General features: G+C 70.0%; 12 protein-coding genes. 6 read left to right on the forward strand and 6 right to left on the reverse strand.

Annotation, left to right across the window (positions count from 1 at the left end):
* Nucleotides 1-5: 5 nt before the first annotated feature.
* The 4 genes from OO71_RS27570 to pgl are packed head-to-tail and all read left to right on the forward strand — an operon-like array spanning nt 6 to nt 4,871.
* Complete coding sequence (locus tag OO71_RS27570; RefSeq protein ID WP_033292754.1) at nt 6-1,628, forward strand: glucose-6-phosphate isomerase; 1,623 nt, start codon at nt 6-8, stop codon at nt 1,626-1,628.
* Nucleotides 1,625-3,151 carry a glucose-6-phosphate dehydrogenase gene (gene zwf / locus OO71_RS27575; protein ID WP_033292755.1) on the forward strand — a complete coding sequence of 509 codons (1,527 nt, stop codon included), beginning with the start codon at nt 1,625-1,627 and terminating at the stop codon, nt 3,149-3,151. The genes OO71_RS27570 and zwf overlap by 4 nt, the downstream gene beginning before the upstream one ends.
* Nucleotides 3,148-4,101, forward strand: a complete 954-nt coding sequence (opcA, locus tag OO71_RS27580; RefSeq protein ID WP_033292756.1) for a glucose-6-phosphate dehydrogenase assembly protein OpcA — start codon at nt 3,148-3,150, stop codon at nt 4,099-4,101. Before zwf ends, opcA begins: the two co-directional genes overlap by 4 nt.
* Nucleotides 4,098-4,871, forward strand: a complete 774-nt coding sequence (pgl, locus tag OO71_RS27585; RefSeq protein WP_033292757.1) for a 6-phosphogluconolactonase — start codon at nt 4,098-4,100, stop codon at nt 4,869-4,871. Before opcA ends, pgl begins: the two co-directional genes overlap by 4 nt.
* 141 nt (nt 4,872-5,012) lie before the next feature.
* Here the strand turns inward: pgl and OO71_RS27590 are convergent, their stop codons facing one another.
* Nucleotides 5,013-5,684: a GntR family transcriptional regulator gene (locus OO71_RS27590; RefSeq protein WP_211260617.1), complete on the reverse strand. Its 672-nt coding sequence runs from the start codon at nt 5,682-5,684 to the stop codon at nt 5,013-5,015.
* 64 nt (nt 5,685-5,748) lie between these two features.
* Between OO71_RS27590 and OO71_RS27595 the strand changes: the two genes are divergently transcribed.
* Together OO71_RS27595 and OO71_RS27600 are read left to right on the forward strand one after the other, a co-directional pair.
* Nucleotides 5,749-6,597, forward strand: a complete 849-nt coding sequence (locus OO71_RS27595) for an SCO6745 family protein (RefSeq protein WP_033292759.1) — start codon at nt 5,749-5,751, stop codon at nt 6,595-6,597.
* A gap of 338 nt (nt 6,598-6,935) precedes the next feature.
* Entirely contained in the window at nt 6,936-8,138 is a 1,203-nt protein-coding gene (locus OO71_RS27600) for a sensor histidine kinase (RefSeq protein WP_162186113.1), read from the forward strand.
* A gap of 710 nt (nt 8,139-8,848) precedes the next feature.
* Here OO71_RS27600 and OO71_RS27605 read toward each other — a convergent pair.
* The 5 genes from OO71_RS27605 to gap all read right to left on the reverse strand — a co-directional run bounded on the left by OO71_RS27605 (nt 8,849) and on the right by gap (nt 12,623).
* The gene (locus OO71_RS27605; RefSeq protein WP_033292760.1) at nt 8,849-9,193 is read right to left on the reverse strand and encodes an RNA polymerase-binding protein RbpA; all 345 of its coding nucleotides are present in this window, start codon (nt 9,191-9,193) and stop codon (nt 8,849-8,851) included.
* A gap of 62 nt (nt 9,194-9,255) precedes the next feature.
* A complete protein-coding gene (gene secG / locus OO71_RS27610) occupies nt 9,256-9,486 on the reverse strand; it encodes a preprotein translocase subunit SecG (RefSeq protein WP_033292761.1) in 231 nt (76 codons plus the stop codon).
* Nucleotides 9,487-9,607: 121 nt separating this feature from the next.
* Nucleotides 9,608-10,393, reverse strand: a complete 786-nt coding sequence (gene tpiA, locus OO71_RS27615) for a triose-phosphate isomerase (protein ID WP_033292762.1) — start codon at nt 10,391-10,393, stop codon at nt 9,608-9,610.
* The gene (locus tag OO71_RS27620; protein ID WP_033292763.1) at nt 10,393-11,607 is read right to left on the reverse strand and encodes a phosphoglycerate kinase; all 1,215 of its coding nucleotides are present in this window, start codon (nt 11,605-11,607) and stop codon (nt 10,393-10,395) included. Before OO71_RS27620 ends, tpiA begins: the two co-directional genes overlap by 1 nt.
* Before the next feature lie 14 nt (nt 11,608-11,621).
* Nucleotides 11,622-12,623, reverse strand: coding sequence for a type I glyceraldehyde-3-phosphate dehydrogenase (gap, locus tag OO71_RS27625; RefSeq protein ID WP_033292764.1), 1,002 nt, complete (start codon nt 12,621-12,623; stop codon nt 11,622-11,624).
* Nucleotides 12,624-13,586: the final 963 nt, after the last annotated feature.

Raw genomic sequence — 13,586 nt, forward strand, 5'->3', positions numbered from 1 at the left:
ACACCATGACCACAGGGGACGAGACCGGCGTCGCGATCGTCGACGCCGAACTGGCAGGCAAGGCGGCACCGCTGGCCGAGCGGCTGGCGGCAGACGGGGCGGCAGGCAGGCTCGCGGCGCAGGATCCTGCCCTGTGGGGCTCGGACGCCGAGCCCGAAGCGTCGATCCGGCTGTCCTGGACGACCTTGCACAAGTCGTCGCGCCCGCTGATCGGGGAGATCGAGGCGCTGCGCGCGGAACTGCGCAGCGAGGGCGTGGACCGGGTGGTGCTCGCCGGGATGGGCGGTTCGTCGCTCGCGCCGGAGGTCATCACGGCCACCACCGGAGTCCCGCTCACCGTGCTCGACACCACCGACCCGGGCCAGGTGGCCGACGCGCTCGCGGGTGACCTCGAGCGCACGGTGATCGTGGTGTCGTCGAAGTCCGGCGGCACCGTGGAGACCGACAGCCACCGGCGGATCTTCGCCAAGGCGTTCGCGGACGCGGGGATCGACGCGGCACGGCGGATCGTGGTCGTCACCGACCCCGGGTCGCCGTTCTCCGAGCTGGCGGAGAAGGAGGGCTACCGCAAGACCTTCCTCGCCGACCCGCACGTCGGCGGCCGGTACTCGGCACTCACCGCGTTCGGGCTCGTCCCGGCCGGGCTGGCGGGCGCGGACGTCGCCCGGCTGCTCGACCAGGCCGCTGCGGTGGCGGACACGCTCGCCGCGGACGCCCCGGACAACCCGGCCATCCAGCTGGCCGCAGCTTGGGGCGCCGCGCACGAGGCTGGAGCGGAGAAGGTCGTGCTGGCCGACACCGGGTCCGGGATCAAGGGTTTCCCGGACTGGGCCGAGCAGCTGATCGCGGAGTCCACCGGCAAGCTGGGCACCGGCCTGCTGCCGGTAGCGGTCGAGAGCACGGAAGCGCCCGGGTTCGCCGACCACGGGAGTGACGCCACGGCGGTCGCGATCGGTGCACCGGCCGGGGCCGCGCAGATCTCGGTCACCGGGCCGCTGGGTGCGCAGTTCCTCTTGTGGGAGTACGCAACCGCGCTCGTCGGGCGGCTGCTCGGGATCAACCCGTTCGACCAGCCGGACGTCGAGGCCGCGAAGAAGGCCGCACGGGCGTTGCTGGATGACCCGGAGAAGCTGAAGGGCGGCGAGGCACCGGCCACTGTGGACGGTGCGGTCGAAATCTTCGGCAGCGCCGGCGTTTCCACCGAAGGCAAGCTCGCCGACGTGCTGCGCGCGTTCTTCGAAGCGGCCGACGCCAAGGGGTACCTCGCCGTGCAGGCGTACCTCGACCGGCTCGACGACGCGTCCACCTCCTTGCTGCGCGGCGAAATCGCCAAGCGGACCGGGCGGCAGACCACCTTCGGCTGGGGCCCGCGGTTCCTGCATTCCACCGGGCAGTACCACAAGGGCGGCCACCAGAACGGTAGCTTCCTGCAGATCACCGGCGCGGTCGAGAGCGATCTCGCGGTGCCCGACCGCCCGTACACGCTGGGGCAGCTCCAGCACGCGCAGGCGCTCGGTGACGGCCAGGTGCTCGCCGAGCACGGACGTCCGGTACTGCGGCTGCACCTCACCGACCGTGCCGCCGGGCTCGCCGAGCTCGTGCGGGCAGTGCAGGAGGCCGGCCGGTGACCTGGCGCAACCCGCTCCGCGACGAGCGGGACAAGCGGCTGCCCCGGATCGCGGGACCGTCGAGCCTGGTGATCTTCGGCGTCACCGGCGACCTGGCGCGCAAGAAGCTGATGCCCGCCATCTACGACCTCGCGCACCGCGGGCTGCTGCCCGCCGGGTTCTCCCTGGTCGGGTTCGCTCGCCGGGACTGGGAGCACGAGGACTTCGGCGAGCTGGTGCACGATTCGGTCCGCGACCACGCGCGGACGCCGTTCAAGGAGTCGGTGTGGAACCGGCTCGCCGAGGGCATCCGGTTCGTGCAGGGCACTTTCGACGACGACGCCGCGTTCGACCGGCTCGCGCAGACCGTGCGCGAGCTCGACGAGGAACGCGGCACCGGCGGCAACACCGCGTTCTACCTCTCGATCCCGCCCGGCGCGTTCCCGGTGGTCACGAAGCAGCTGGCGCGGTCGGGCCTCGCGCAGGCGGACGAGAACACGTGGCGGCGCGTGGTGATCGAGAAGCCGTTCGGCCACGATCTGAAGAGCGCGCGCGAGCTGAACGCGATCGTGAACGACGTCTTCCCCGAGGAGTCGGTGTTCCGCATCGACCACTACCTCGGCAAGGAGACGGTGCAGAACATCCTGGCGCTGCGGTTCGCGAACCAGCTCTTCGAGCCGATCTGGAACGCGAACTTCATCGACCACGTGCAGATCACCATGGCCGAGGACATCGGCCTCGGCGGCCGCGCGGGGTACTACGACGGGATCGGCGCCGCCCGCGACGTCATCCAGAACCACCTGCTCCAGCTGCTTGCCTTCACCGCGATGGACGAGCCGCTGTCGTTCGAGCCGAAGGCGCTGCGGTCGGAGAAGGCGAAGGTGCTGGCGGCGACCCAGCCGGTCAAGCCGTTCGACCAGACCACCGCGCGCGGGCAGTACGACGGCGGCTGGCAGGGCGGAACGAAGGTGCCGGGCCTGTTGCAGGAAGCGGGCTTCGCGAAGGACTCGCGCACGGAGACGTACGCCGCGGTGACGCTGGAGGTGCAGAACCGCCGCTGGGCCGGGGTGCCGTTCTACCTGCGCACCGGCAAACGGCTGGGCCGCCGGGTCACCGAGATCGCAGTGGTGTTCAAGCGGGCGCCGCACTTGCCGTTCGACTCCACCTCCACCGAGGAGCTGGGCCAGAACGCGCTGGTCATCCGCGTGCAGCCGGACGAGGGCATCACGCTGCGGTTCGGGTCGAAGGTGCCGGGGACCACGATGGAGGTCCGCGACGTCACGATGGACTTCGGGTACGGCCACGCGTTCACGGAATCCTCACCGGAGGCGTACGAGCGGCTGATCCTGGACGTGCTCCTCGGCGAGCCGTCGCTGTTCCCGGTGAACGAGGAAGTCGAGCTGTCGTGGGAAATCCTCGACCCGGTGCTCAACCATTGGGCCAAACTCGGGACCGCGCCGGAGCAGTATCCGCCGGGTAGCTGGGGTCCCAAGTCGGCCGACGAGATGCTGGAACGGACCGGCAGGCACTGGAGGCGTCCGTGATCATCGACCTGCCGTCCACCACGACGTCGGCGTTGAACAAGAAACTGGTGGAGATCCGCGAGCAGGGCGGCCAGGTCGCGCTGGGCCGCGTGCTCACGCTGGTGATCGTCGCGGACGACGACGCCAAGCTCGAAGAGGCCATCGAGGCCGCGAACGACGCGAGCCGCGAGCACCCGTCGCGGGTGATCGTGGTGGCGAAGGGCGCGCGCACGGCCGCCCCGCGCATCGACGGCCAGATCCGCGTCGGCGGTGACGCCGGTGCAAGCGAGGTCATCGTGCTGCGGCTGTACGGTCCGCTGGCAGCGCAAGGGCAGAGCGCGGTGGTCCCGCTGCTGCTGCCGGACGCGCCGATCGTCACCTGGTGGCCCGGGATCGGCCCGAAGGCGCCCGCGGAGGACCCACTGGGTCAGCTGGCACAACGGCGGATCACCGATTCGGCGGCCGAGAAGAACCCGGTACGGGCGCTCACCACGCGCGCGAAGTCCTATGTGGAGGGTGACACCGACCTGGCCTGGACCCGGCTCACCCGCTGGCGGGCACAGCTGGTGTCGGCGCTGGACCTGCCGCCGCACGAGAAAATCACCGGCGCGACGGTGACCGGGGAGGCCGATTCGCCGTCCACCGAGCTGCTCGCGGGCTGGCTCGCGGAGTACCTGAAGGCGCCGGTGCACCGGGTCAAGAGTTCGAGTGCGCAGGGCATCATCTCGGTGAAACTGGAGCGGCGCTCGGGTGCGGTGGAGCTGACGCGGCCGGACGGGCGGGTCGGCACGCTGACCCAGCCGGGCCAGCCGACGCGGCGGATCGCGTTGCAGCGGCGCAGCAATCCGGAGTGTCTCGTGGAGGAGCTGCGCAGGCTCGACCCGGACGAGGTGTACGAGGCGGCGCTGCACGGTCTGCACAAGATCGCTGCTTCTCCGGCTCGCAAGACGACGGAAAAGAGCAAGGCATGAGCCGGACCGAGGTGGTCGTCTACGAGAACCCGGACCTGCTGGCGGCCGCCGCGGCAGCCCGGCTGGTCACCCGGATCGTCGACGTGCAGGCAGCCCGCGGGTCGGCGTCGGTGGTCCTCACCGGCGGCGGCACCGGAATCGCCGTGCTGGAGGAACTGCGCGCGTCGAGTGCCCGCGACGCCATCGACTGGTCCCGGCTGGATTTGTACTGGGGCGACGAGCGTTTCGTCCCGGCAGACTCGGACGAGCGCAACGAAAAGGGCGCGCGCGAGGCCCTGCTGGACCACGTCCCGCTGGCGCCGGAGCGAGTGCACGCAATGCCCGCGTCCGACGGCGAATTCGGCAACGACGTCGACGCGGCAGCCGAGGCGTATGCAAAGGTGCTGTCGGACGCGGCAGGCCCCGGCGCCGAGGTACCGGAGTTCGACATCATGCTGCTGGGCCTCGGCGGCGAGGGCCACACCGCGTCGCTCTTCCCGGAAACCGCTGAGGTGCAGGAGAAAGAGCGCTCGGTGGTAGCGGTCCGAGACTGCATCAAACCCCCGGCGACGCGGATTTCCCTTACGCTGCCAGCGATCCGGCGGGCAAGGGAAGTCTGGCTGATGACCGCAGGCACCGCCAAGGCCGACGCCGTCGCACAGGCTCTGGCCGGAGCCCCGGAAACCCAGATCCCGGTCAGCGGCGCCCGCGGGTACCGCCGCACCCTTTGGCTACTGGACCGCGATGCCGCAGGCAAGCTGACCAAGGTTTACCAGCCACCGGCTGAGTAGGCCCTTGCCGGACCCGGCCACCCACCGGACCCAGCACCCAGCCCTGGCCCTGCACCCCGATCCGAAGCCCTCACACGGTCTGGCTGGGCTTGTCAAGGCATCTTTCCCGCCTTGACAAGCCCAGCCAGACCGTCGTCACAATCAAGCTTCGGGGTGCTGCCCACCCACGCCACCACTAGTGAGCAACGCCGCCGTCTCCCCCAAATGCCCCTTCAGCAACCCCGCCGCCACCTCCGGATCCCGTCCCAGCACCCCTTCCTCCAGCTCGCGGTGCCGGGCGACCACCTCCCCCTCGGCCACCCGATGCGCCGGATGCACCGACCACCGCCGCGCCACCTCGCTGGCCACCCACATCCGGTCGAACGTCTCCAGCAGGACCGGGTTCCCGCACCCGTCCAGCAGCGTCCGGTGGAACATCCGATGCGCCTCGGCCCACGCCGCTGAGTAGTACGTGCCCTCCTCCGGGGCATACATCGGCGTACGCGCCAGCCGGTGCCCGGCCGCGCGGACCCGCGTCTCCCACTCCAGGTCCCCGCGCGTGACCGACAGCCGCAGCACCGCAGGCTCGACCGTCCGGCGCGCCTCGATGATCTCCTGCCACCGCCGGTCGGCGAACGCGGGCACGGCGAAGCCACGGTTCGTCAGCCGTTCCGCCAGCCCCTCCCCGACCAGCCGCACCAGCGCCTCCCGCACCACCGCGAGGCTCACCTCGTACCGCGTCGCCAGCTCCTGCGGCTTGAGCGCCTGCCCCGGTTCGACCTCGCCGCGCATGATCGCGTCCCGCACCTGGTCGTAGACCTGCTCGGACAGCATCTGCTTCATGGCACCATCATAGACGATTTGACAAATCATCGATTATCTTTGCTATCGTCGATGTATGACCGATTACCCTGGAACCATCGCCGTCACCGCCGTCCGCGAGGCAGCCGACGCCATCAGCGCGGCACACCTCTTCACCTACCTGGTCCCGGAAACCGCGGAGGAAGCCGCCCGGCTGGGCGTCCCCGAGCGCCCGCCCGCCTACTTCGCCCTCCGGGCGGCTCCGATGGGCGCGGTGCCGTGGCAGGTCGTGCTCGCGACCTTCTACAACTTCAGCCCGCGAGCGGTCCAGACCATGGCCGGGGCGTGGGACATCGCGCCGCCCGGGCAATGGCAAGCCGCCCGGTTCACGTCAGTGGAACGCGCGATGGACCGCGTCGGGGTCCACCTCCCGGCCGAACGGATCGCCGAGGCACGATCGCTGCTGGACCCGGTCGTCGCGAACGCCGACTACGCCGGAAAGCCTTTGGCAGCAGCGAACGCGGCGGTCCCGCTCCCGGCGGACCCGCTGGTCGCCCTGTGGCAGCAGATCACCGTGATCCGCGAATGGCGCGGCGACGCGCACCTTCCCGTCCTTGCCGACCACCGCCTCGGACCGTGCGACTGCCTGGTCCTCCACACCGCGACGGGCCGCCTGCCGGTCCCGCTCGCCCGCCGGACCCGGATGTGGACCGACGACGAATGGGCCGCGGCAACGAACCGCCTGGCCACCCGCGGCTGGCTGACCCCCGATGGCGTCCTGACCGACCTGGGCGCACAAGCCCGTGAGGACATCGAAACGGAGACCGACGAACGGTGCGCGCCCCTGTGGGCACCGATCGGCGAGGCCGGAACACGCCGGGTCACGTCGCTCATCAAGCCGATCGGCGAGGCGTTCGCCGCCGCCGGAACGTACCGGCTGCACTGATCGACGACCCACCCGCTCGGGTGATGTCTCCCCTGTCCGAGTGGTCCGGCAAACGGAGCAACGTCGACTGCGCCGAAGAGCGGCTCACCAGGATGTGGGAACCGCCGTATGGTGAACGTAAGGTGATGTGATCGACACATGGTGATGCCACTGGTCAGCCAGTCACTCACATGGAGTAATTGCGGAGATCAGGACACCAGAAAAGCGTCCATGGGCGAAACTTACTGTCAACACACACGTTCTCGTTAGCATCCGCACATTTGTTCACCGCCGCGCGTCCCGATCGGGTGGCCGGCGCATCTCATCATCAAGTCCACAAGACGAATGGGGTCGCCGCGATGAGCACTCAGGGACTCTCGATTCCAGGCATCTCGATGGGCGGCTCCGGTACCGGAACCGCCCGCCGGGCCAGGCGGTTCAGCCTGACCGGGATGTTCTCCGTGTTCCGCAAGCCGGTCGTCGCGACGGTCGCCGTCGAAGCGGTCGTCCTGCTGCTGGTGGTGTTGGACGTCTGGCTCGTCGTCCCGCCGAAAGCGCAGCCCTATTCGCTGTACCTGTCGGCCGCCGCCTGCCTCGCGGTCGTGGTGCGGCGGCGGTTCCCGTTCCTGGCCATGCTCGTGGCGGTGCCCGGGTTCCTGGCAGGCTGGGCACAGCTCGCGTCGATGATCACTCTCGGCATGCTCGCCACCCGGAGGCAGCTGAGCTGGCAGACGTGGGTCGGCGCGGCGCTGGTGTTCGCCTCCCGGTTCGTGCGGTGGCCGCTGACGGAGTTCGCCGAGCTCAGCTGGCGCGAACACGTACTGGACGGCATTTACGGCGTCCTGGTCGCCGGCATGCCGATCGCGATCGCGCTGCTGGTCGGGGCGCGTGCCGAGGTGTCGGCGAAGCTCCGCGAACTGGCGACGAGCCGCGACCGGGAACGCCGTTTCCACGCAGACGCCGTCCGAGCCGAGGAACGCGCACGGCTGGCCCGCGAAATGCACGACGTGGTGTCCCACCAGATCACGCTGATCGCCATGCAGGCCGGCGCACTGCAGGCGCAAGCAAAGGAGGGTCCGGCGCTGGAGACGGCGCAGGTCATCCGCCAGCTGTCGACGCGAACGCTGGAGGAACTGCGCTCACTGGTGAGCGTCCTGCGCTCAGGCGCGGAAGACGACGGCCCACGCCCCGGAATCGGCGAGCTGGACCACCTGATCCGCACGTCCGACGTCCCGGTCCAGCTCACCGTCGACCACCTCCCGGACACCCTGCCGAGCAAGGTCTCCGCCGCGGCCTACCGCACGGTGCAGGAATGCCTGACGAACGTCCACAAACACGCCCCAGGCGCCACGGCGACCATCCGCATCCACGCAACGAGCGGCGCGTTGGACATCGAGGTGGAAAACGCCCGCGCCTGCCGCACCGCCGAAGCGCTCCCGTCAGGCGGCCACGGACTCACCGGACTGGCCGAGAGAGCCCGCCTCCTGGGCGGAAGCTTCGAAACCTCCGGCACAAAAGACGGCGGCTTCCGCGTGCGGGCTCGGTATCCACTGGATCGCTGACTGTTCTTGGGTATTTCCCTTGGCCGCCGGGGATTTCCCGGCCGCTGGGGATCTCCGCGGCCTCCAGGGACCTTCCCAGCCTCCAGGGATTCTCCCGGCTTCCAGGGACTTTTCCCGGCGTCCGGGGATCTCCGCGGTCTTTGGGGGTTTCCCGGCCTCCGGGGATTTTCCCGGTCTTGAGGGTTTCCCGGCACGGCCGCGGTTTCCGGCCGATGGGACGACCCGTCAGCTCCGGGCCATTCCGTCTGGAATATCCCCATCCGAATAGGTCCAGACCAGATCCGCGACACCGTTACACCTGCACCTTGCCTCCCCGGCCAGCACCAGCTGCGCGGCACCGTCTCGCCCAGCCGCTCCACCCGCCCCGCCGAACTCCACGACTGCCCCACCGGCACAAAGGTCCAGACCAGCTCCGCGACACCGATTCACCCACCCAGCCCCTCCCCCGCTCGCGCCAGGCCCAAACCCTCCGCACCAACCGCCTCGAAGTTCCAGACCAGCTCCGCAGCGCGCCTCACACCTCCCCGACACCTCCCAGCCAGAACCAGCTCCGCGGCGCCGCTCCGCGCGTCTCTCGGCCCCGCAGAGCTCCCCGCCCCTCCGAAGGTCCAGACCGCCCGCCCAAGCGCCACCAGCCCTCCCGAACGCGAAAAAACCACCGGCCCGCGCCCGGACGACGGGCGGGGTCGGTGGTTCCAGGGAAGCCGTGCCTAGATCAATTCGCGGCGCGTGCGGAGGCGCTCGAGGGCCTCGGCGAGGATGGCCTCGCCGTCGGCGTCACTGCGGCGTTCCTTCACGTAGGCCAGGTGCGTCTTGTACGGCTCGGTGCGGGGCGCGGCGGGCGGGTTCTGCTCGTCCTGCCCTCCCGGGAGTCCGCAGCGCGGGCAGTCCCACTCATCGGGAATCTCCGCGTCCATCGCGAAGGAAGGGCGAGCTTCGTGCCCGTTCGCGCACCAATACGACACCCGGCGCCGCGGCGCCGATTCACCCCGTTCCGATTCGCCCGAAGGACCGGCACCCACGCGGGTGCCGCGAATCGCGTTACCGCCAACCATGAATCCTCACCCGTTGGAATCGGCGGCGCGCCCCCCAATAGGCACGCCGATCACAGTTCCGGTCAGACCTTGAGCAGCAGGCCGAGGCCCACGATGCTGATCAGCCAGATCGCGCCCAGGAGCAGCGTGATCCGGTCGAGGTTCTTCTCGGCCACGCTGGATCCCGCCAGGCTGGACTGCATCCCCCCGCCGAACAGGGACGACAGGCCGCCGCCCCGGCCGCGGTGCAGCAGCACAGCGACCACCAGCAGCACGCTGGAGGCGATCAACAGGATTTGCAGGAACAGCTTCATGTCATCCTCTGTGCTTGTCGGAGCATGCAGGGGTACGGCCGCTGATCTTCACCGTACCCCTGGACTCGTCCACTGCTCTAGTGACGGACCGGATACACAGGCTACCCGGTAGTGCCCACGATCAGGGCAGCGGCCCACCTGCCGCGAGCGCGCAGAGCTTGGTGAACTCGTCGCCGTCGAGGCTCGCCCCGCCGACCAGCGCGCCGTCGATGTTGTCGGCCGCGACCAGCTCGGAGACGTTCCCGGCCTTCACCGAGCCGCCGTACAGCACCCGGACCGCGGTGGCGACCTCGTCGCCGTACTTCTCCGCCAACGTCCCGCGCAGGGCCTTGCAGACCTCCTCGGCGTCGGCCGGGGTCGCGACGCGGCCGGTGCCGATCGCCCACACCGGCTCGTACGCGATGACGACTGCCTGCACCTGCTCGGTCTTGAGGCCCTTGAGCCCCTCGACGAGCTGCGCCTGCGTGTGCGCCAGATGCTCGCCCGCCTCGCGGATCGCGAGCTCCTCGCCCACGCACAGGATCGGCGTGATGCCGTGCTTGAGTGCGGCCTTGACCTTCTTGTTCACCAGCTCGTCGGTCTCGCCGTGGATCGCCCGCCGTTCCGAGTGCCCGACGGTGACGAAGCTGCAGCCCAGCTTCGCCAGCATCGGCCCGGACACGTCACCGGTGTAAGCACCGGAATCGTGCGGCGAGACGTCCTGCGCACCGTAGGTGAGCGGCAGCTTGTCGGCGTCGACGAGCGTCTGCACGCTGCGGAGGTCGGTGAACGGCGGCAGCACCGTGACGTCCACCTTCGCGTAGTACTTCTCCGGCAGTGCGAAGGCGATCTTCTGCACCAGTGCGATGGCCTCGAGGTGGTTGAGGTTCATCTTCCAGTTGCCTGCCACCAGGGGCTTGCGTGCCACTAGTTCTTCCCCTCCAGCGCCGCCACGCCGGGCAGCTCCTTGCCCTCCAGGTACTCCAGCGAGGCTCCGCCCCCGGTGGAGATGTGCGAGAAACCGTCCTCGGGCAGGCCCAGCTGCCGCACCGCGGCCGCCGAGTCACCGCCGCCGACCACGGTGAACGCGTCGCTCTTCACCAGCGCCTCGGCCACCGCGCGGGTGCCGCCGGCGAACGCGTCGAACTCGAAGACGCCCATCGGGCCGTTCCAGAAGACAGTGGCCGCGTCGGCCAGCTTCTGCGCGAACAGCTCGGAGCTGCGCGGGCCGATGTCCAGGCCCATCCGGTCGGCCGGGATCGCGGTGATGTCCACGGCCGCGTACTCCGCGTCGGCGGCGAACCCGGTGGCCGCGAGCACGTCGACCGGCAGCACGAGCTCGACGCCGCGCTTCTCCGCTTCGGCGAGGAAGCCCTTGACCTGGTCGAGCTGGTCCTCCTGCAGCAGCGACGTGCCGACCTCGTGGCCCTGGGCCTTGAGGAACGTGTACGCCATGCCGCCGCCGATGAGCAGCCGGTCGACCTTCGTGAGCAGGTTCGCGATGACGCCGAGCTTGTCGGACACCTTCGAACCGCCGAGCGCGACCACGTACGGGCGCTGGACGTCGTCGGTGAGCTTCTTCAGCACGTCCAGCTCGGCCAGCACGAGGCCGCCCGCGTACGCCGGGAGCACCGCGGCGATCTCGTACACCGAGGCCTGCTTGCGGTGGACCACGCCGAAGCCGTCGGAGACGAACGCCCCGCCCGGCACGAGCGCGGCCAGCTCGGCGGCCAGCTCGGAGCGGTCGACGGCGTCCTTGCTGGTCTCACGCGCGTCGAAACGCACGTTCTCCAGCAGCACGACGCCGCCCGCGGCGAGCCCGGCCGTGAGCGCCTTGGCCGAGTCGCCGACGAGGTCGCCGGCCAGCGGGACCTCGGTGCCGAGCAGCTCGCTCAGCCGCTTGGCGACCGGCGCGAGCGTGAACTTCGGGTCGGGCTCGCCCTTGGGACGGCCGAGGTGGGCGGTGACGACCACCTTCGCACCGGCTTCCGACAGCTTCTTGAGCGTCGGAAGCGCGGCGCGGACGCGGCCGTCGTCGGTGATGACCGACCCGTCGAGCGGGACGTTCAGGTCGCTGCGCACGAGCACGTAGCGGTCCTGGACTCCCTCGCCCAGCAGGTCGTCGAGGTTCTGGACAGTCATCGGGTCAGTGCTTCTCAGAGCTTCGACCCGACGAGCTTGATCAGGTCCGCGAGGCGGTTGGAGTAGCCCCACTCGTTGTCGTACCAGCCGACGACCTTGACCTGGTTGCCGATCACCTTGGTGAGCGGCGAGTCGTAGATGCACGACGCCGGGTCGGTGACGATGTCCGAGGACACGATCGGGTCGGTGGAGTAACGCAGGATCCCGGCCAGCGGACCGTCGGCGGCGGCCTGGTAGGCGGCGTTGATCTCGTCGACCGTGGCGGGCTTCTTGAGGGTGACGGTGAGGTCGGTGGCCGAGCCGGTGGGCACCGGGACGCGCAGCGCGTAGCCGTCGAGCTTGCCGAGCAGCTCCGGCAGCACGAGGCCGATCGCCTTGGCCGCACCGGTGGACGCGGGCACCACGTTGAGCGCGGCGGCGCGGGCGCGGCGCAGGTCCTTGTGCGGGCCGTCCTGCAGGTTCTGGTCCTGCGTGTAGGCGTGGATCGTGGTCATGAGGCCCTGCTCGATGCCGAAGGCGTCGTTGAGGACCTTGGCCAGCGGGCCGAGGCAGTTGGTGGTGCAGGAGGCGTTGGAGATGATCGTCTGCGAGCCGTCGTACTTGTCGTCGTTGACGCCGAGCACCACGGTGAGGTCCTCGCCCTTGGCGGGCGCGGAGATGATGACCTTCTTCGCACCACCGGCGATGTGCGCCTTGGCGGCGTCGGCGTTGGTGAAGAAGCCGGTGGACTCGACGACGACGTCCACGCCCAGGTCGCCCCAGGGCAGGTTGGCCGGGTCACGCTCGGCGAGGGCCTTGATGGTGGTGCCGTCGACGACGATGCCCTCGTCGCTGACGCTGACCTCGCCCGGGTAGCGGCCGAGGATCGAGTCGTACTTGAGCAGGTGGGCCATGGTGGCGACGTCGCCGAGGTCGTTGAACGCGACGACCTCGATGTCGTGACCACTCGCCTTCACGGCACGGAAGAAGTTGCGGCCGATGCGGCCGAAGCCGTTGACACCTACGCGAACGGTCACTGCTGCCACTCCTCTGGGGTAGATCACGCCGGCCGGTTCCATGGGCTGCCGACGCTGGTTGGACACTGCGGAAGGTTCCCCGGGCGCCCGCCCCGGAAGACTTCCGGGCACGGCGCAACCCTAGCGTGCGGGCGCCGTTGCCCCGGACTGCCCCGACGAGACTTCCACCACTGCCGGAAGACGTCAAGAATCGATTAAGAAGCCAGCTCAGCCGGGTGGGCACCGGATCGGGGGAATGGCTCCGGCGGGGTGTGAGGCGGGGGCGGGGTGGCGGCTTGATCGGTCTTGGTGCGCCGGTTCACGCCTTGGGTGGCAGGTCGGGTGGTTTGGGTGAGGTTGGGCGGGATGGGCGGTTGGGCAGGTGGGTGGGGATGGATGACCGGGTGGGACGGGTGGGTGGGCTGGTTAGGCGGTAGAACGTTTGGGTGGGATGGCTGTTTGGGCCGGATGGGCGGTTGGGCAGGTTGGGCAGGTTGGGCAGGTTGGGCAGGTTGGGCAGGTTGGGCAGGTTGGGCAGCTGAACGTCTGGATGGGATGGACGTTGGGCGGGAATGGACCGCCGGGTGGCGATGCACGGGCCGGGGATGCATCGGCGGCCGCCCGCGGTCCACGGGCGGTATCAGCCCGCGCACCGCGGCGGTCAGCCAGCCCGCCGCAACAGCCAGCCCGCCAGAACCGACACGCCGCTCCACAACGACACGAGCCGATCCGCCCGCGGCACCAGACGCCGACCTGAGCCGCCGTTGACCCGCAACCAACGGCCAGGAGCCACCGCCACGGCATCCGGCAGCCACGGGATCCGGTCGCCACCGCATCCGCTCGCCACGACATCCGGTCGCCACCGCATCCGCCCGCCACGACATCCGGTCGCCACCGCATCCCACCGCCACCGCATCCCACCGCCACCGCATCCGCCCGCCACGACATCCGGTCGCCACCGCATCCCACCGCCACCGCATCCGC

The organism is Amycolatopsis jejuensis (genome assembly GCF_000717335.1).
Classification (GTDB): domain Bacteria; phylum Actinomycetota; class Actinomycetes; order Mycobacteriales; family Pseudonocardiaceae; genus Amycolatopsis; species Amycolatopsis jejuensis.

Bases quoted from the DNA above. Each gene is read 5' to 3' on its own strand.
- OO71_RS27590 (WP_211260617.1), bottom strand. From the start codon at position 5,684: ATGCTGTCCGAGCAGGTCTACGACCAGGTGCGGGACGCGATCATGCGC.
- OO71_RS27620 (WP_033292763.1), bottom strand. From the start codon at position 11,607: ATGACTGTCCAGAACCTCGACGACCTGCTGGGCGAGGGAGTCCAGGAC.
- OO71_RS27570 (WP_033292754.1), top strand. From the start codon at position 6: ATGACCACAGGGGACGAGACCGGCGTCGCGATCGTCGACGCCGAACTG.
- secG (WP_033292761.1), bottom strand. From the start codon at position 9,486: ATGAAGCTGTTCCTGCAAATCCTGTTGATCGCCTCCAGCGTGCTGCTG.
- OO71_RS27595 (WP_033292759.1), top strand. From the start codon at position 5,749: ATGACCGATTACCCTGGAACCATCGCCGTCACCGCCGTCCGCGAGGCA.
- OO71_RS27600 (WP_162186113.1), top strand. From the start codon at position 6,936: ATGAGCACTCAGGGACTCTCGATTCCAGGCATCTCGATGGGCGGCTCC.
- pgl (WP_033292757.1), top strand. From the start codon at position 4,098: ATGAGCCGGACCGAGGTGGTCGTCTACGAGAACCCGGACCTGCTGGCG.
- OO71_RS27605 (WP_033292760.1), bottom strand. From the start codon at position 9,193: ATGGTTGGCGGTAACGCGATTCGCGGCACCCGCGTGGGTGCCGGTCCT.